This is a genomic window from Bacillus sp. 5mfcol3.1 (assembly GCF_900114335.1).
GTDB lineage: Bacteria > Bacillota > Bacilli > Bacillales > Bacillaceae_G > Bacillus_A > Bacillus_A thuringiensis_S.
On sequence record NZ_FOST01000003.1, the window covers coordinates 494,072 to 512,600 of the forward strand.

Here is an 18,529-nt window from a genome sequence, read left to right on the forward strand (position 1 = left end):
AAGAAAAGGTAAAGTTTACTAAATTAAATATAAAAAATACCCAATAACAAAAAGCTTAGTTTTCACTAATCGCTTTGTTATTGGGTATTAATTGATTTAAGAATTACTACTAGTGCGTATTGGTATACATTTGTCGTCACAATTAGAAAGAGATTGTTTACTTAGTACTTTCGGTAAGTAAATAGTTACTGTTGTCCCGACACCAACCTCACTCATGATACTAATTGTCCCTTGATGACTTTCAATAATTTTATAACTTAACATTAATCCAATACCAGTCCCTTTTTCTTTCGTACTATAAAAAGGTTCACCTAATCTCTTAATTCTTTCTTCAGGTATTCCTATTCCTTCATCTATTACATGAATAATGACACCATCATCATTTATTTCTTTTATGTGAATTGAAATTTCCCCACCATTTGGCATAGCTTCGATTGAATTTTGCAAAATATTAATAAATACTTGTTTCAATTGATTTTCTGAGCATTCAATAATTATATCTTTGTCATCCGTAAATAGTTCAACTTGAATATTTGTCATAATTGCTTTTGTATTCATTAACGATACGACATTTTTAAAAATTTGATAAATATTTTTCTTTTCTGTATTTATCTCATCTGTTTTAGCGATTGATAGAAATTCTTGTAGGATTGCTTCTATCCTTTCAATTTCAGAAAGCATAAGATCAAAATATCTTTCTTGATCTTCTTTATTAATTTGGAATAACTGTATAAAACCTTTAATTACAGTTAAAGGATTTCTTACTTCATGAGCCACGCCAGCTGCTAATTGACCAATTGCTGCAAGCGTATCTGATTTGTTTAACAATTCTTCTGTCTTTTTTCGCTCTGTAATGTCGCGTATAATAATCATAATTTTATCACGTAATAATGATAAACACCTAGCTTCAAAGAAATCAATACTTCCATTAAGTGTGAGTGGATATTCTACAATTACATTCGTTCCTTTTTCCTTCACTTGATTAATGGCTTCCTGAAACTGCTGCGCTACTGAAGGTGGTAATACTTCGTAAAACTTTTTTCCCATAAAAGCTTCTGCGGGTACGTAAAACTTCGTAGGAGATCCTGCCTTGTAATCAATAATCGTGCCATCATCTTCTGTTAAGAAACATAAATCTGGTAAAGCTTTAAAAATTAATTCAAGTTCAGATGTTTGTTGTTTTAACTGCTCTTCTATCGCTTTTAAATGCGTAATATCTACACCAACAGCCCAATAACTATATCCTGTTACAGGAAACTGTTCTGATATATTCGACCACATTATTGTTTTGATTTCACCATTTTTACATGTTAAGTGCATTTCCCAATCTCTGAAATTTTTTCCACAAGTTAAAAATTTCTTTTGTATTTGCTGGCGATAATTATGATCAGGATACAATAATTGCAGTGCATTTGGATTTCCAATTATTTCTTCAGCGGTATAACCTGTTACGATTTCACATTCTCGGTTCCACAAAACAAAATCTCCATTATAATCAAGCGCATCGACCATAACAGGCATATTTTGTAAAATCGTATGTAGTTCCTCCTCTTTCCGAGAAAGCAACGTTGTATTTTTACTTTGAAATACCTTTATTGCACCATCTAAAATTAAACTTGAGAGCATTTCAAAGTATTTTTGACAACTGAAAATTTCACTTTTTTTGGACCATACAACAAAAGATCCTAAATGTTGATTGTATAAGAAAATGGGGATTTCAATCTTTGGAAGTTTACTCTTTTTTATCTCATTCATTCCGAATGAAAAAACACACTCTTTTTCAGCATCAAGAAGTTGATGTGATATGTTAGTTAATTTATAAAATTGTTCTGCCATGGTTTCTATTGTACTCACATCAATAAGTTCCATTAGCCGCGAATTCATTCTTTGTTCACCTCAATATGTAAAATTAATACAAATCTAAAATTCATACTTCTCCATTATACGAAGAAAGCTAGTGTAGGTATATAGCTGTAGAATAATTATTCGAACAAATTTTATTTTTCAATTAAAACAAGAAAAGAATATATATACTGAATACACCTTTAATTAGTATATATTTCGTTCATTCCTCATTTATTGTCTAGGTAACTTGAATTCCTCCTTACATTCACTTAATTTTCACTTGAGAGTCATACGCGTCACTAATAGCGGTATAAACATGCAATAAGTATAAAGTTCATAAAATATTCACATTTTTATGAAAAATATACACATTTATTCCAATATATTCTATATAATGAAATGTAATAAGGCTTCTATGAATCTCATAGAATACCTTACCCCTAATAAAAAGAAAAAAGAATCCATTTGGATTCTTTTTTCTTTTTTTAATTACATTACATATTTATATAAAGCATGTGCCACACCATGTTCTTCATTTGATAACGTTTCGTATTTACACATTGCTTTTATTTCTTCAACTGCATTCCCCATTGCAATTGATATGTTCGCTTTTTCCATCATAGAAACATCGTTTAGCCCATCACCTATCGCTACAGTGTTTTCAACCGGAATATTAAGATGTTCTGCTAAAGTATATAATCCATTCCCTTTTTGAGCATCTCGATGATTAATCTCTAAATTGTGCCAATATGAAGATGTAATTGCTAAATCTGTATTATGAAGAAATGTTTCTTTGAGTTTTTTTAATTTCTCAATTTCATAAGAAAATGGTAATAGTTTATGCACATGTATATCTGTTTCTACAATTGGTTTACAACTTTCCGCACTATGAAACGCTGTATGCTCAAGATATAATGCTGCGATTGTTTCTAACTCTTTCAAGTCGAAATTTTCTTTTGAATTCTTCACATACTCAATTTCATTACGTACACTCTCTACTCCATAATCTGGTACGTACACACCTTTATCAGTATAAAGCTGATAATATAAACCATTCTCTTCAAGATATTCTACAATTTCAAGTGCCTGCATATTTTGAATTGGATATCTCTTCATCATTTTTTTATCTTTATATATAAGAGCACCATTTTCCGCAATGATTGGACACTCTAAATCAACTTCTAACAATAATCGCTCAATGTCAACAATAGAACGTCCTGTACAAATTGCTACAACATGGCCAGCTTCTTGACATGTTCGAATTGCTTCTGCATTTTCTTTACTTATCATTTTATTCCCCGAAAGAAGAGTTCCATCTAAATCAATTGCGATTAATTTCATTATTTCTTCACCACTTTCTATAAATACACGAGTTCTAATTAATTATTAGGTATCGTTTTCATACAATCCTCGTGAGGTACTTCTTATTTATAATTTATGAAAAGCGTTTCAGGTCAAGAAATAATTAAAAATAAAATCCAAAGCTTTTCTTTTTAAAAAAGCTTTGGATTTTAAACTATGAATTATAACTAATGTATTTTGTCTCACACATGTACACATTTTTTTCTTCAGTTGGGATATATACTTTAAACTTTTCTAACCGTTTTCCATAGACATGAATCGTAATAACGCTTTCATTTTTGCTAATTTCAAGAATATGACAATCCGCTGGTGGAATTACTTTATCTGTTTCTCCTTCTCCCAAATAAAGATTTCCTGTATGTGTTAAATAAACAAGTGAATTTCCAAGTTGTTTCGTTTGTATAAAGTTCTGCACCATAATCCTTCCTGAAAAAACGCCTTCTACGCCCCATGTGCCGTCATGATCATGTAAAGGTGTAGATTGTCCATCTCTCCATACGAGAGCCAGTACTTCAAAACGTTTGAGCGGATCTTCATACAATAAATGTCGTGCATATTGAGTCAAATTGGCCTTCTGTTTATCTAACGGAAGCCATGTTTTCTTTTCTAAAAGTTCTTCTAGTAACTTTTCAATGCCACACACTATTTCTTCTTCAAATAAACCGTTTTCCATAAGATCTGTAACACCTTTAATAAACTTTTGAAATGATTTACTTCCATTACAAGTCAACATAAGAATCCTCCTCTACGTTTTATACAATTCCATATTAAGGTGATTACCGAAAACTCACAATTGAGAAACAAAAAACAAGATGCAAATGTATGCACCTTGTTAAGATTTTTATTTAGCTTTCAATCGAATAGGTAAGTATTTTAATGTTTGTTCATTTTCCAATATACATTTTTCTAAACAGAAAGATGGAGATAGCTCTATTTTTTCAAAAGCATTTATAAAGGTAGTTAATGCAATCTCAGCCTCTAAACGTGCAAGTGGTGCTCCTAAGCAAAAGTGAGGACCTTTCCCAAAGGTTAAATGCTTTTCATTTCCTGTTCGATGTACATTAAATTGAGAGGCTTGTGAAAATTTTTTCTCGTCTAAATTCGCTGCACTAACCCACGCAACAATCATCTGATCCTTTTTCATTAAAGAACCAAATATATTTGTATCCCCTGTAATCCTCCGGGCTAATGTAACAGGAAAGCGATAGCGTAATACTTCCTCAATCGCTTTTGAAATTAAGTTAGGTTCTTTTCTTAACTCTTCATAAATTCCAGGTGAATCTACTAAAAAGCAATAAAAGCTATTAATAATTAAATTTGTAGTGGTTTCATTCCCAGCTGCTAGTAAACCTAATGAAAAGGTTACAATTTCTTCATCGGTTAATCTTTCGCCTTCATATTCAGCTCGAATTAAATCAGAAATGATATCATCGGTTAAATGATATCTCTTTTCCTGAACAATCGGTAGAAGGTATGCTTTGAATTCATTTAATGCTATCCCTTTCTCAGCATCCAGATCATTAAACTTTTCTTTACTATACGGCATAAATAAAATATCAGACCATTCTTTAATTTTTTTACGATCTGTTGTTGGGACTCCTAATAAATCAGAAATAACGGTAACAGGTAAAGGTGCAGCAAACTGTTCAACGATATTAACTTCACTACATTTTTCGATATGTTGTACAAGTTCATCTGCGATAGCCTGTATTCGAGGTTTCCACTGTTCTAAACTTCTTGGAGTAAATGCCTTAGAAACAATGGAACGTACATTGCGATGTTCTGGTGGATCTGTAGAGTTTATATTTATTCTAGTTTCTAAAGGAGGGATTGAGAATTGTCTGCGCTCCCTTCTACTTGAAAATAAGCGATAATCTGATAAAACACGATTTACATCATCATATAAAAAAACATTCCATACATCCTGCTCTTCATCATAATGAACTGGGTGATTATCCCTCATCAAACGATACCATTCATATGGATTCCATAATTCTTCTTTTGTTTTCAGCTTTGAAATTTCATGAACTAAAATAACATTTTCAGGTGAAGCCATAGTTCTTTCCTCCCTTTTCTTTTACAATAAAAGTGATAGGTCGGCAGTTCAAAGTTGTATAAACTATCATATGTTATTTTAACATATACTAAAGGGGATTTTTCATTAGAGAACTTGAGAAATATATAAGGGGGATTTTTATGTACGTTGACATTTTACTACTAGCAGAATTAACGACCGGACCAAAACATGGATATGAAATCAAAAAAAATGTTCAAAATCGTTTAGGTGAGAATTTTGAATTAAATCACAACATGCTTTACCCTGCCCTTAGGCGCTTTGAAAATATGGGTGCTATAACGAAAAAAATACATAAACAAGTTGGAAAACCAAACCGAAATATGTACGATATAACAGAAACAGGAGAAGAAATTTTTTCTGAAATGTTACGAGAGTTTCCCGAAAAACTTGCGACAAATAATGCAGAATTTCTTGTTCGTATCGCGCTATTTGAAAAACTTGAATATGAAGCTAGAAAAGAGATTTTGACTGTACGTCAAAACGTACTACATAATCAACTTACCGCTATTCAGTCTCTAGAGGTTACCTCACCCTTTATCACTGAAGTCATTGAATTTAGTAAATCACGAATTGAACATGAATTGAGTTGGATTACATCACTTATGAAGAAAATATGAAAAAATAACAAAAAAAGCTAAAATTAATGAATGAAAATGATATTTATTATCAATAATATGATTAATAAAAGGGCAACCACGATTTGGCTACCCTTAAAGAATTTACACTTCTGGATCGAATGTTTTGCAATCTGTTTCTTCCGTTGTAGATGCATGTTTACCTTTATGACTTACTACGTAAATTGCCTCTGCACTACATTTATTACCGTTCGCCCAAAATTTACAGTTGTTTACTTCACATAAAACGTCTTGTGCCATAGTATCACACCTCCTTGTTCTATTATCATTAACAAAATTCGGAGGTATGATACTATTTGTCATCCATTTTTCATTCCCTTTTTAGCTTTCTTAATGGTTCAATATCTCCGCGTACAATAGCATCAATATTTCCAGTTATTTTTTCAATATCAAAATGCCACCATTGAATTTGCAATAATTCTTGAATTATTTCATTTGAAAATCTCTCTTTTATTTTATTTGCAGGGTTTCCACCAACAATTGTATATGGTGCGACGTCTCTAGTCACAACAGATTTAGCTGCAATGATTGCACCATCCCCTATTTTTATTCCGGGCATAATTGTTGTATCCATACCAATCCAAACGTCATTTCCTATAACTGTATCACCTTTATAAGGTAAATCAGACAAACTAGGTGTATACTTCTCCCACCCATTTCCAAATATATTAAATGGATATGCCGAAAATCCATCCATCCGATGATTCGCTCCGTTCATAATAAATTTAACTCCAGATGCAATACAACAAAACTTTCCAATAGTAAGACGATCTCCAAGAAATTCATAATGATGTAATACTCGATCTTCAAATGTTTCTCCATCTTTCGCATCATAATAAGAATATTCACCAACAAGTATATTAGGTTTTGTTATTATATTTTTTATAAATTGAACGTTTTGATTTCCTTCAATAGGGTATTTAACATTTGGATTAGGATTCATTTTGTACGGCACTTCCTTTACCACTTATTTCACTTTCTACCGCTATTACTGGCTTTAAATTGTATATAGGTAAAATAAACAATAATCCAATTATAAAAAGTAAAGCCGTCCCTTCATACATCATACTTAATGAAAACATCTCTTTTAATGAGCCAGCTATACTCATCGTTACTACCATTGAACCGGTAAAAAGCGGACTTAAAATACCATTTACACGACCTATAAAATCGGTATCGCTATTTTGAATAATAAGCGTATTAATACCAATTTGGATACACGGAAGAGCTAAACCACTAAAAAGCTGCGCTGTAAGTGTCACCCATAAATTTGTATAATATCCTATAATGCCAATACCAATTGCTTGACCAAGCATACCGATAATTAACATCTTTTGCGGAGCAACGTTTTTCGCAAATACCATTGCTAATGCTCCGCCAACAATCATTCCCGCACCATTTACTGTTAGTAGCCACTGTAAACTCTCTTTTGATAATCCTAACTGCTCAGTCACAATAAATATACCTAATGGCTGAATTAATCCTATACCTAGTCCTGCAGCCATAAAACAAAGCCCTAGCAAAGTTAATGCTTTTTTCTTTTTGACATACTTAATACCATCCTTCATCTCCTGCAACAGAGTGATACCTTTCTTTTCTACGTCGTTTTCAAGATCTTTCGGAAGGAATAACAATACAACTGCCGCAAGTAAAAACGAGATACCTGTTATGATGATTGAAATATAAATTCCAAAACTATGAAAGATAAATGTCCCTAGTATTGGTCCTAATACCATAAATATTGCAAATATCGTTTGATATATAGACATTGCTAATTGAATTTGTTCCGTTGATAAATGTTGTTTAAACAATTTCATTCCAGATGGTTGTGAAAACTGTGAAAGGATTGCAGAGATGAGTGTCACAAAAAACACAATTTTCCACGTTCCAAACATAAGCGTAATTAATACAGCGAATACTGAAATGGAACTTAACGTTTCACACCATATCATTGTCTTCTTTGGCTTCCACCTATCAGCAAAAGTACCGCCAATAAATGAAAAAATAAAAATTGGAGCGAATTCAGCAACTGAAATCATCGAAATAGCAAAAGCATCACCTTTTGTCATTTCCATTACATATAGTAATACCGCAAAGTTTCGAACCCATATTCCTATTTGTAAAAATAATGCTGATGCTAAAATCCCTTGAACAAACCGATTTTTTAATACTTGTGATACCCCATTGTTTTGTTTCGTTACTACATTTGTCGACATAAAAAAGCCTCCTATTTCATGTTCTGAACAGGAGGCAGCACAAATCATATAAAAAGACTATATATTCGCAGAGCGAAATACATCCCTTTTCTATAAATGTACAGACTAACCCTATTCAGAAGAATATTTCGTTTTTTAACGAAGATCTCTTACAAATAGAATTAGTTGATCATTGGGATGTCTTCACCCTTCCGTTTCGAATTTAAATAACACATACATACTCTATGTAAATCATTTTCGATGTATGCATGTCTCCTTTTAACTATTCTAGAAAGTTAAAGGCAATTCCTCTAAAGAACGCATTAAATAGTTACCTTGCCATTTAATTTCTTCACGATTCCCTTTTATTTTTAGTTCAGGCATTCGATTAAACAAATTAGTAATAGCAATCTTTGCTTCTAACCTCGCAAGTGGAGCTCCTAAGCAGAAATGGCTACCATGACCAAACGCAATATGACGATTATTTTCCCGAGTAATATCGAATACTTCTGGGTTTTCAAATACAGTTTCATCACGGTTTGCAGAAGCTAAGGCAATGACAACCATATCTCCTTTTTCGATTGTTCGGTCGTGAATTTGAAAAGGTTCCGCTGCCCATCTTGCAGTTGTAACCTCAACTGGAGAATAATAACGCAATCCTTCCTCAATAGCCGAATCAATTAGTTTTGGATTATCTTTTAATAACTGTAATTGATTTGGATTTTCAAGAAGTGCTAATACCGTATTTGTAATTAAATTCACTGTCGTCTCGTGACCTGCTACAATTAATAGCATTATCATTGAATATAGTTCCCGAGCGCTAAGTTTATGCCCTTCACTCTCTGCAAGTATTAAAGCACTCACTAAGTCTTCTTTTGGCTCTTTTCGTTTCATATCAACTAAATATTGAAGATATGTAATAAACTCAGATAGTTGTTTTTCGGTCTCTTTTATTTCTTCAGGTGTTTCTGGTGATGCAATAACAGCATGAGACCAAATTCTAAATTTCGCTTGATCTTCTTTTGGAATACCGAGCATCTCACTTATTACAATAATTGGTAACGGAAATGAATAATCATCCACAAGATTTAATGTACCTTTTCGCTCTATATCACTTATCAAATCATCTGCTATTCTCTCAATTCTTCCGTCTAATTGTGCAATCATCTTCGGTGTAAAAGCTTTTTGAACTAAAGATCGTAAACGACTGTGGTTAGGTGGATCTGAATTTAGCATATGTGTTGTTAAGTGGTCACTATTATCAACGGAAAGATACATGTTCTTTATATCTTGAGAAAACACATTTGTCCAATCTTTTTTTAAACGATTATCTTTTAAAAGTGGCAGAGCATCTTCATATCTAGTAATGAGCCATTCTTTACCGATTTCAACTTGGTTTACAAATAATATAGGTTGTTTTTTTCGCGATTCTTTATAAATTTCATACGCATCTTCTTTAAACTGAGCTGAAGCTAAATTAATGCCATCCTCTATGCTTAACCCAACTTTGTTTTTCATTGACATTGTATTCCCTCACTCTCATTTGTTTTTGAAAACCAACCCAACATATGCATTATACTCTAATAAAAACGTGAAAATTGTAAATTTTTAATCAAAATCTTACTTCGTATATTGAAAAATTAAAAAGTGAGAGAGTAAAATCGTTTCACTCTCCCACTTCTCTTTATGCGAAGCACATAAAATTACTAATTTGTTGATAGCGATAACTTACTTTACGACGACGACCACCTTGCCACGTGTAACCTGACACTCCATTTCTTCTCACTTCAGTCGGAAAAAACCATAAGTCCCTTCCGAAAGGACCAGGACGATGTAAGCGTAAATAGCCCCATCTTCCTAGACAGTTACACATCCATGATTTCATATTACCTGGTTGTGCCGGAGAAGCAAATGTAGACGGTAACGACGGCGCCTGTGACGGTGGTGGTGACGTTGGAGCATCTTCTGCATCATCTGGTCTGTAATCTTCTTGTTCAATATCTCTCACTTCATTTGTAGGTTCATACCCGTAGTTTTGTGGATTATAATACATCGCTTGATCATATGGATAATTTTGTTGGTTATACATATTAACAAATCACCTTCTTTTCATTCATTACCTTTACCATTCATATGTGATATGCCCTCTCTGGGAAGCTTATGTATAGCCCAAATTCAACTTAAAAAGCTCGTATTATTAAAAATACGAGCCTTTCAAAAATAGAATGTGTTTATTATTTCCTTAACTTCACACTATAAAAACGCATTTCATCTAACGAACCTTCAAATTCAAATACTTCTTGTTTAATTAATTGTTTCAAGCGATATTCTAAGAAAGTATCTCCAACTAATTGTTCAACAAGACCAAGTGCTTCACCAATTACTCTAGGAGCTTTAAGGAACTCTCGATCAGCACCCACACTTTTGGCGCATTCAATTATAAATTGATCAAAATAATCTTCCTGTACAGAATGCACTTCATTTTCTTTCCAAACTCTTAAACATTCTATGCTTTCCGATAATCTATCCCACTCATTTTCAAACTTCATGCGCTTCTCTTCAGTTAAATAAGGTAGCTTTATAAAACTTTTTTGGAATAGAGCTAAACTTTCAGGTGGTAATTCTCCCGTTCCACGAATATCATACTCTTGTTTTAATATTTCTCTACTTGCTTCAGACGTATTAATAACTCGAATGTTTTTCTTATCCTTTAATTGTGCCATTACAAAACTTAAGCCTACATGTTCATGTGCATTATCAGCCTTCCAAATTGTAATAGGCGTTTCAACAGGAATAGTATGTAGTTCTTCTATAGTTGCTATAAATCTTGATAAATATTCTTCTTCAAAATAACTATCATAAGCAGTTAAGTTATTTATTAACCACTTCTGTCTTGCTAGTTGCCCCTCATTCGTATGCAACCTATATATCGGTCCAATTGAAAAGAATTCCGAAAAAGCAACAACACTCTCTTCAAATAATTCTTCTTGACTTAACATATATTTTAAGCAACCAGCCGTTGAATCATCAAAAGCAATATGTATGTGCGTACTTTCTTTTACATTCCTTTTATAAGTAGGATTACTTGTTAATTGTTTCGGAATATCCATCAAATTTTTAATTGTATCTTCACTGTAGTTTTCTTCTAATAAGTTTAACTGTATGAGAATACTTTGAAGTAAATCTTTAGCCTCATCTTCGTACATATCCTCTACAGCATTTTTAATTTTATCTATCACACAAATCCCTCTATTCATTTCAAAAATAACGTAGATTATAGTGTATCATTTTAGTATAGTTCTTTAAAGTCAAATCCAGATTGCTACAGCAATCTGGATTTTCAACAAAAGCTTTCCTTATATTTTTGAATTGCTAAATATTTTACTTTGAAAATCTTTGTATCTAAATGTATAATTATATAAAAACAAAAATATAGGAGCTATATTTATGGATAAAGTACTTACAAATTATAAACATTACTTAAAAAATTGGAGATTTATATTTATTTGCATACTACCTACTATCGCCTTATTCGTTACTTTCTATGTCATCTTCGAACTACTGTTTCATCAAGATTTCTACTTATCTAACTTAATTTCTGCTATCATATTATTTTTAATATTTATTAACGTTAAAGATAAATTTAAAATTAAAGGCTAAAAACACTATTTCAAAATAGCCCTTTATTATTGCATCCTACTATAAAATAAGGCTCGTAGTAGATTTTCATAAAAAATAAGAGCACCCTGCAATTGGCCGCTCTTATGTGATTAGAGGTTTTTTCTGAGTATTAAGTAGGACACGAAGATCTTGTCCTACTACATAATATATGCTTGTACTTATTATTTCGTGCATGTATTAAGCACCATGTTCAGGTACTTAATATATGCATAATCATTGCTATAAAATCTACTCAAATATTTACTGTACGATTATCATATTTATAAATTAAAAAACATCCCCAATGGATGTTTTTTATCTAACATTTTAAGCTTCCATAAACTTAGCCGGTACACCAATTTTTTCAACTACAGAAGATATATTAGTAGGATTAATCATTACATTTTCAATACATACTAATTTATTTTCTAATATCCCATTCTCTGCAGTAATAAGTTCTTCAAACCGATCTAAAGTCATTGAGAATTTATGTTCACTTCCACCATTCATACTAACTTTTACATACTTCATAGTGTCACCGCCTTTCATAATAATTTACATTTCGACAAGAAGGCGCTTACATCCTTTTTATTTACCCTTAGATTTCTCACGTTTACATGTATTTTGAGAAAAGCAGCTACTATTATTTACTCACAAAATTATTGCTAATAAGAAAGATAAAGATAAAAATGCACAAAGTGGAATATATAAACCGGTATCGATTCTAGCAAAGTGTGTATCTTTTTGTCGTTTAAAGATACCAAAATAATTAAACTCACCAATTACTCTAATAGAAAAGACGATCATACAAATCCAGGAACCGACTTGAATAATAACATTAGGAACTGCAAAATGAAAAATTTTTGCTTGTTGCAACAAAATTATTGCTGCCATACTTAATAATAATGCAATGAACAATGTCATTCCGGCGCGAGGTGTAAACGCCTTTTCCCCTGATTTAGTTGGAATAACACTATTTGTCCCCCAATTACCTCCGAAAGCCCAATATACATGTAAAAAGCTAACTAAGAATAATATACAAACAGATATATATGTAATAATAAGCATTTTATCCTCCCCTTATTTTAGTTCCTATCTATAAAATATGCTATTCCCCTCCGCAATAGCAACCTTCATTTCATTACATAAAAAAACCGTAATGATTCATCAATATTAAGATAAGTCATTACGGGGTTATTAAACTTCATTATGCATTATACCTATTTCTTCGGCGTTCCATCCTTGTTTGACCTTGAACTGCATTTTCTTTGTATGGATCTATTTGCTCTGTCATTTCATATGTTGCAACTGGTTCTTCGTACTTATACTCATGGATTTTTTCTGGCATTTTACTTTTAGATTCTTTTCCACCAAACTTAAATAGTTTTATCCTTAATTTCGGTAATCTTGGAAGACGAATCTTAAATGATAATCTTTTGTGTTTCTTTTTTGGTCCAAGTAGATTTATATTTTCTTTATTATTATCTTTCTCTTTGCGGTGAATGAACATCGCGAGTAATCCTCCTATTACAAGTCCTCCAATTAATAGTAATATATATACATAATGGCTTGTCATTAAACTCGTTATGCGTTCAAGTATGACTAACGACTGTACTTCTTTTATATCCCATAGTAAAGCGGCCCATAATGAGAATAAGCCCAAAGTAAGTCCATATGTACGAAAACGGAATAAACATGGAATTAACGCGACACATGCAGCAATTTTCGCATTTGCTATGATTGAGCTTGTTGCAATATCCTGATGCCAAATAACTAACAGTAATGTTATAAATGGCGCATACGCTATCCAGCTGCATATACGTGAATACATCTTTTTAGCAAAATAACTACCGAAACTAGTAAAAAATAAAAGCCCTCCAATATATATAGATTGTTCTAGAGGGATTTGCTTTGTAAGTCCTGCAATTGGAAAGAGGCCGCTCAGTAGCATTAAGAGCACATCTAATTTCTTCACAATTCCCCATTCCTTTCAAATTTTTTCAATTAATAAAAATCGTTTTTCCATATGAAATAGTTTTTGTATTTCTAAAAAACATATTAATCCTGTCTGCACATAAAGTAAATATGTAAACGAAAAGATACTTGACAAAGAATATCCTTATTTACATAAAAAAATGACAAATCCTGATCGATATAACGAGCAGGATTTGTTTACAAGTATTTAAAGTAGAATAATTGAATCTTTCTTTTCTACTTTAAATACATCTACATCCAATTCATCATTAAATTCTTTAAACTCTCTTGCATCTATGTCAGTAATATAACTCTTTATTATCTTTTCCATATGCATGGAATATGTCATGTGTACATTCTTTTTCGAAAGCATACTAGAATTACAGCACATGTAATGTATCATTTTAGCGATATAATCCCTTTCTACAGGTTTTACACCTAATGGTAGAATTTCAAGTATATATCGCTGAAAAATCCCACTACAATTAAGTGAATATTCACCAGTGCTATAATACATCCCTTTTTGATCTGCATATAAGCCAATGCTATCTAGAGCATCATCAGATTCTATTACACCGTAACTTGGTACATCAAAACCTGTATTTATTCTAATAATATTTAAATTTGGAACCTTTAACACCTCTGGAACAATATCAGGTAAAATATCTATATTAATTTCTTTATTTTGTAACTCTTTTATCCAATATTTTCTCAAATTTGCATCTACAATGAAGTAAACTTGTTTATTTTTTTCTTTTGCATATTGTACAATTTCCATTAATGTTTCGAAAACATATTGTTTAAAAAGAGCTCCCATATCATTTCTCTTTGATGGTTGTGGTAAAAATGCATTATGTTTATTTATATTTAATAATACGTAATCAATCGTTTGCCACTCTGTACTCCCATATAATTTATAAAAAATTTCTTTTCCTTTTATTTTTGAAAAAATAGGTAAGAAATCGAATTTCGATATTCGTTCAATTGATAAACTAACATATGTACAAGGTAAATTTATCTTATTCCAACTACGCCTCAAAAATCCTTTTTGTTCTAATAGACTAAAAATACTATTTACAATTGTTTTACGAGATACATTTTGTCCTATAAATAAATTAATAAATGTTGAAATACGGTTTGTTCGTGCAAATCCCTCTCTAATGATTTGTTTTGGATCAATTTTTTCGCGTCCATCACAATTTTTCATCGCGATTAATGCTAATGTCGCATCACTGCGCTTACCCGCGGTAGCATAGACAGCTTTCTTAACATCATCTACAAGATTTGTTTTATATTTTTGGCAATATTGCATTTTATATGGATTTTGTAACACCTTTTCAATATTGTATCTCACAATCTTTAATAACACTGGAAAATCTGTATTCAATACATAAGAATTTTCACCAACTTTAGTCAAAACAATTTCGCTATCAAGTAATGCTTGTTCTATTTCCAGCGCTATATTTTCAGACCAAACTTCTAATATTAATGTCTCTAATCCTTTTGGTGCAAATAAAGGAAATAATTCATTTTTGTTATTTGTAGCTACCTTTTTACATTCTGGAAGTATTGTGAAATAAGAGAATTTACGCTGAAATTCTTTAAATAAATACTCTCTTTCCTTTACTGTTATACCCGGTTCTATTTTAGTACCTTGAACTTTATAAATTCTCTCATTGTATGGAAATAACACCCTTTTATTTTCTCCTACAATATAATCTTTCGGATATTGGAGAATATGGTCTAAATCCACCTCTCCCCCTATTTGAAAATCATCTTTTAAATTTCTAAATATCTTAATCCATTTCATGCCGGTTGTAGCTTGTTGTATTTTTAGTTTTACAAACCGTATTTTTTTATTATTTGACGCAAACTCTGAGGTAGAAATCAATATCATGCCTCGTTTTCGTCTTAAAAGTAAAGGAATATCTGGATGATTATATTCTTGATATTAAGACTGTCTTTATGAGCATTTCGTATAAGTATGATGTAACTGATTAAAGCTATTTTCAAAGACGACATATCGGCGATAATTTATGTCTATTTCTTATAGGTGTTAGCAAGTTCGTTTGCAAACTTGTTAGCACTTTTTTATATTTCTTCTATAAATAAATCCCCCTTAATATAATCTAAATTTTATATATTTACTTTTCTTCTATTTATCTTATAATTTTAATTGGGAGAGGGAGGAAAAAAATGGTTCAAATCAAAGTGACACCTGAAATGCTAGAAGATGTTGCAAATCGTGCAAGTAATACCAGGATCGCATTAGAATCTATACATAATAATTTATGTAATGAAATAGATCATTTGTGTTTTCAATGGATTGGCGCCTCTAATCAACAGTTCATTCAAATGTTCAATGATGCAAGACCAAAAGCTTTTACAGCCATTAATTCAATTGTACAAGTAGAAGAAGACTTGAAACGGAGTGCCGAAAAATTCCGTACCGCAGATGCTTCATATGACGGAAATCTTGAAGAAGGAGCAATGTGTGGTAAGTTAGATAGTGAGAAAAATGATGGATCTTTACGTGACAAGGTTTGGCATGGTCTCAAGGAAACTTATGAGGATCTTAGTAAAGTAAAAAATTCCGATGAGTCTTTATATGATAAATTTAAACATGGTATCGATGTAGCTTATAAAGATGTGAATAAAATAAAAGAGACTATAGATGATGAAATCGAATCTGCTTTTGAAAAATCTGGATTAGGTGTCCCCTATCACTTAAAAAAGGGCGTGGGCGACGCTATAGGTGATGAATTATTAGGACTTGCAGATGCAGTTATCCATCCAATTGCCACATTTAATAACACGATTGAAGCCGTTTCTCACCCAGTCGAGACGTTCAATACGATAAAACAAACAATTTCTGATTCTTGGAATCGTGATGTTACCAATGGTGACTCGTATAGTGGTGCAGAATGGTATGGAAGCGCAGCTGGTCATACTATATTGGCTGTTGGACAACTATTCGTAGGAACAAAAGGCGTGGATAAAATTGCAATGTTGAACCCTGGCACAAAATTAGCTGAGATTTCACGAACTGCTAATCAAAGCTTGCAAGACGCTGCATCCTTATTCAATCGTAATCGCAATGAGTTTGCTTTCGCTGGCGGAAATAATATACGCTCTGCATTTGATACACCTGATTTTAGAAAAGCTGAAGATACTATTTTATCTGCTGAAAACATAGATAGATCAACCCAATATAGTCCACGTGTATTTGATGGTGATTTAAAGCAACACGAAGACAAAGGTGGACATTTAATGGAAAAGCATGTTGAAATATCTAATGAAGCATTGGCTCAACGCTTAAAAGACGATCCCGATATCACAGGGTCTTCATCTTTTAATAATTTAGAAACAGCCCAAAAAATTGCTGATGAAGTGTTAACCAATCCTCGAAATATACGTAAAATAGAAAGGTGGTTAGATGATCCCTACAGCCCGCCAACTCTAGCGTTTAGGTATAGAGGTGATGAAGTTATTGGTCGATCTATTGTAAGAGGATCTGAAAATATTTTAGAGGTAACTAATGCTAAAATTATCTTAAAAAAAGACGGACAAGGAAGTTATATTCGAACAGGATATCCCGTAAGATAGAAATTTAGGAGGATACTTATGAATGATAAAGATTATATGTATGAAGAAGTAAGTGATTTTTTAGACGGAACATTTCATCAAGATATGGGAACAGTAGAAAAAGCCTTAAATGAATTTATAGAAGAAGCTCACAAAGTGTGTATAGAAAATACTGTAAAGTACATAACTGAATTTTTAAAAAGTGATTTATCCACGCAAGAAAAAGAAGCGTTCATTGAATATTATACTGAAATTTATTTTCCTTCTTTAAAACTTAATCCTATAGAATGGCTTGAACAAACAGTTGAAACGTTAAAACAAGCATTAAAAAATCATTAGTAAAAATCGACCGCCCGTAATAGGCGGTCTTTTCTTCGTATTACATAACAAAGCCGTCCAATTAAGGGCGACTTTGTTATACATCAAACTATTCTTTTGTGAGAAATAACATCATATATAATTCCATTTTCTTGTGAACTTCACAAATTATTCCTAAAAGAATATCATATTTTGGTAGTGCATTTATTATTCATTTTTCAAAGTATGTTTGTATGACATAATCATTATCAATGAAATTAAATAGATACTTCTGAAAGAAATCTATTATATCGTAGCAGGAGTTATATTTACAGCTGTAATTTTACAAGTTGAAATAGCAAACCTAACGGTTGTAGTTGGATTTATAGGTAATGTACCTAGCACTATACCAAGTCCTGTTTGTTCCACGTTAAAATCTGCTGCAATAGAACCATTAATTGCCAAAAGACTTACTGTAGACCCAATAAACACATCCAATAATTGTCTAATTGGTCGTTCACGACATTCACACTCACATCCTACATCGACAGGTGGAAGTAATGTGATAGGTGGTCCTGGTGGTAAAAAACCTACCCCTGTTACATCAGAAATATTAACCACGAAGGTTGTGGTGCCATCTGTAACTGTAACTAAAAAATCATTTACGGAAGTGATAGTAAATAGAAAGAAAAGTGGGGGCGTGTTTGGTGTGTCTGCAATAGTGCCGAGAATCACAGTTTCTCCAATAAGTTGTTGTAAGACGCTTTGCATAGGTAAAACACAGCAATCACACAGACAACCTTCAGTCCCTCCCGTTGGACCTGTTATCCCTGTCGGACCCGTTACTCCTGTTGGACCTGTTATCCCTGTTGGACCCGTTATCCCTGTTGGACCCGTTA

The 18,529-nt window shown here is 32.2% G+C and carries 18 protein-coding genes and 1 pseudogene; 4 read left to right on the plus strand and 15 right to left on the minus strand.

The genetic code is table 11. The features are described from left to right. Positions 1–96: 96 nt before the first annotated feature. From BM089_RS20785 to BM089_RS20805, 4 genes are all read right to left on the minus strand, one after another. Entirely contained in the window at positions 97–1,884 is a 1,788-nt protein-coding gene (locus BM089_RS20785; RefSeq protein ID WP_139213304.1) for a PAS domain-containing sensor histidine kinase, read from the minus strand. A 450-nt stretch (positions 1,885–2,334) separates the two neighbouring features. After that, a complete protein-coding gene (locus tag BM089_RS20795) occupies positions 2,335–3,186 on the minus strand; it encodes a Cof-type HAD-IIB family hydrolase (protein WP_000766387.1) in 852 nt (283 codons plus the stop codon). 175 nt (positions 3,187–3,361) lie between these two features. After that, complete coding sequence (locus BM089_RS20800; RefSeq protein ID WP_090977956.1) at positions 3,362–3,940, minus strand: cysteine dioxygenase family protein; 579 nt, start codon at positions 3,938–3,940, stop codon at positions 3,362–3,364. A gap of 108 nt (positions 3,941–4,048) precedes the next feature. Beyond that, the gene (locus BM089_RS20805) at positions 4,049–5,263 is read right to left on the minus strand and encodes a cytochrome P450 (protein WP_065228912.1); all 1,215 of its coding nucleotides are present in this window, start codon (positions 5,261–5,263) and stop codon (positions 4,049–4,051) included. A 140-nt stretch (positions 5,264–5,403) separates the two neighbouring features. On the opposite strand from BM089_RS20805, the gene BM089_RS20810 reads away from it, so the two are divergent. Continuing rightward, complete coding sequence (locus tag BM089_RS20810; RefSeq protein WP_000289121.1) at positions 5,404–5,901, plus strand: PadR family transcriptional regulator; 498 nt, start codon at positions 5,404–5,406, stop codon at positions 5,899–5,901. Between the two features lie 102 nt (positions 5,902–6,003). Here BM089_RS20810 and BM089_RS20815 read toward each other — a convergent pair whose 3' ends face one another. The 6 genes from BM089_RS20815 to BM089_RS20845 all read right to left on the minus strand — a co-directional run bounded on the left by BM089_RS20815 (position 6,004) and on the right by BM089_RS20845 (position 11,353). Beyond that, positions 6,004–6,159: a DUF1540 domain-containing protein gene (locus BM089_RS20815; protein WP_000046095.1), complete on the minus strand. Its 156-nt coding sequence runs from the start codon at positions 6,157–6,159 to the stop codon at positions 6,004–6,006. A 70-nt stretch (positions 6,160–6,229) separates the two neighbouring features. After that, complete coding sequence (locus BM089_RS20820) at positions 6,230–6,862, minus strand: Vat family streptogramin A O-acetyltransferase (protein WP_090977958.1); 633 nt, start codon at positions 6,860–6,862, stop codon at positions 6,230–6,232. Beyond that, a complete protein-coding gene (locus BM089_RS20825; RefSeq protein ID WP_090977960.1) occupies positions 6,852–8,135 on the minus strand; it encodes an MFS transporter in 1,284 nt (427 codons plus the stop codon). The genes BM089_RS20820 and BM089_RS20825 overlap by 11 nt, the downstream gene beginning before the upstream one ends. A 267-nt stretch (positions 8,136–8,402) precedes the next feature. Further along, positions 8,403–9,638, minus strand: coding sequence for a cytochrome P450 family protein (locus tag BM089_RS20835; protein ID WP_090977962.1), 1,236 nt, complete (start codon positions 9,636–9,638; stop codon positions 8,403–8,405). A gap of 160 nt (positions 9,639–9,798) precedes the next feature. Further along, a complete protein-coding gene (locus tag BM089_RS20840; protein WP_000282687.1) occupies positions 9,799–10,203 on the minus strand; it encodes a hypothetical protein in 405 nt (134 codons plus the stop codon). A 145-nt stretch (positions 10,204–10,348) separates the two neighbouring features. Beyond that, on the minus strand, positions 10,349–11,353 hold the full coding sequence (locus tag BM089_RS20845; protein ID WP_000565684.1) for a DUF1835 domain-containing protein: 1,005 nt from the start codon (positions 11,351–11,353) through the stop codon (positions 10,349–10,351). A gap of 208 nt (positions 11,354–11,561) precedes the next feature. On the opposite strand from BM089_RS20845, the gene BM089_RS20850 reads away from it, so the two are divergent. After that, complete coding sequence (locus tag BM089_RS20850) at positions 11,562–11,774, plus strand: hypothetical protein (protein WP_000362073.1); 213 nt, start codon at positions 11,562–11,564, stop codon at positions 11,772–11,774. 327 nt (positions 11,775–12,101) lie between these two features. Here the strand turns inward: BM089_RS20850 and BM089_RS20855 are convergent, their stop codons facing one another. The 4 genes from BM089_RS20855 to BM089_RS20870 form a co-directional block, all read right to left on the minus strand. Next, a complete protein-coding gene (locus BM089_RS20855; protein ID WP_000878368.1) occupies positions 12,102–12,305 on the minus strand; it encodes a hypothetical protein in 204 nt (67 codons plus the stop codon). Positions 12,306–12,425: 120 nt separating this feature from the next. Then, positions 12,426–12,842, minus strand: coding sequence for a DUF3995 domain-containing protein (locus tag BM089_RS20860; protein WP_090977964.1), 417 nt, complete (start codon positions 12,840–12,842; stop codon positions 12,426–12,428). Between the two features lie 139 nt (positions 12,843–12,981). Further along, a complete protein-coding gene (locus BM089_RS20865; RefSeq protein ID WP_000732179.1) occupies positions 12,982–13,749 on the minus strand; it encodes a DUF3959 family protein in 768 nt (255 codons plus the stop codon). Positions 13,750–13,956: 207 nt separating this feature from the next. Beyond that, on the minus strand, positions 13,957–15,639 hold the full coding sequence (locus BM089_RS20870) for an RNaseH domain-containing protein (RefSeq protein WP_139213305.1): 1,683 nt from the start codon (positions 15,637–15,639) through the stop codon (positions 13,957–13,959). 305 nt (positions 15,640–15,944) lie between these two features. Here BM089_RS20870 and BM089_RS20875 point away from each other — a divergent pair, with 305 nt between their 5' ends. Then, positions 15,945–17,354 carry a WXG100 family type VII secretion target gene (locus BM089_RS20875; RefSeq protein WP_090977968.1) on the plus strand — a complete coding sequence of 470 codons (1,410 nt, stop codon included), beginning with the start codon at positions 15,945–15,947 and terminating at the stop codon, positions 17,352–17,354. 18 nt (positions 17,355–17,372) lie between these two features. Beyond that, positions 17,373–17,672, plus strand: coding sequence for a contact-dependent growth inhibition system immunity protein (locus BM089_RS20880; RefSeq protein WP_000998176.1), 300 nt, complete (start codon positions 17,373–17,375; stop codon positions 17,670–17,672). A 264-nt stretch (positions 17,673–17,936) separates the two neighbouring features. Here the strand turns inward: BM089_RS20880 and BM089_RS20885 are convergent. Continuing rightward, positions 17,937–18,529 (minus strand): annotated as a pseudogene (locus BM089_RS20885) (bclA protein); the annotation flags it as partial.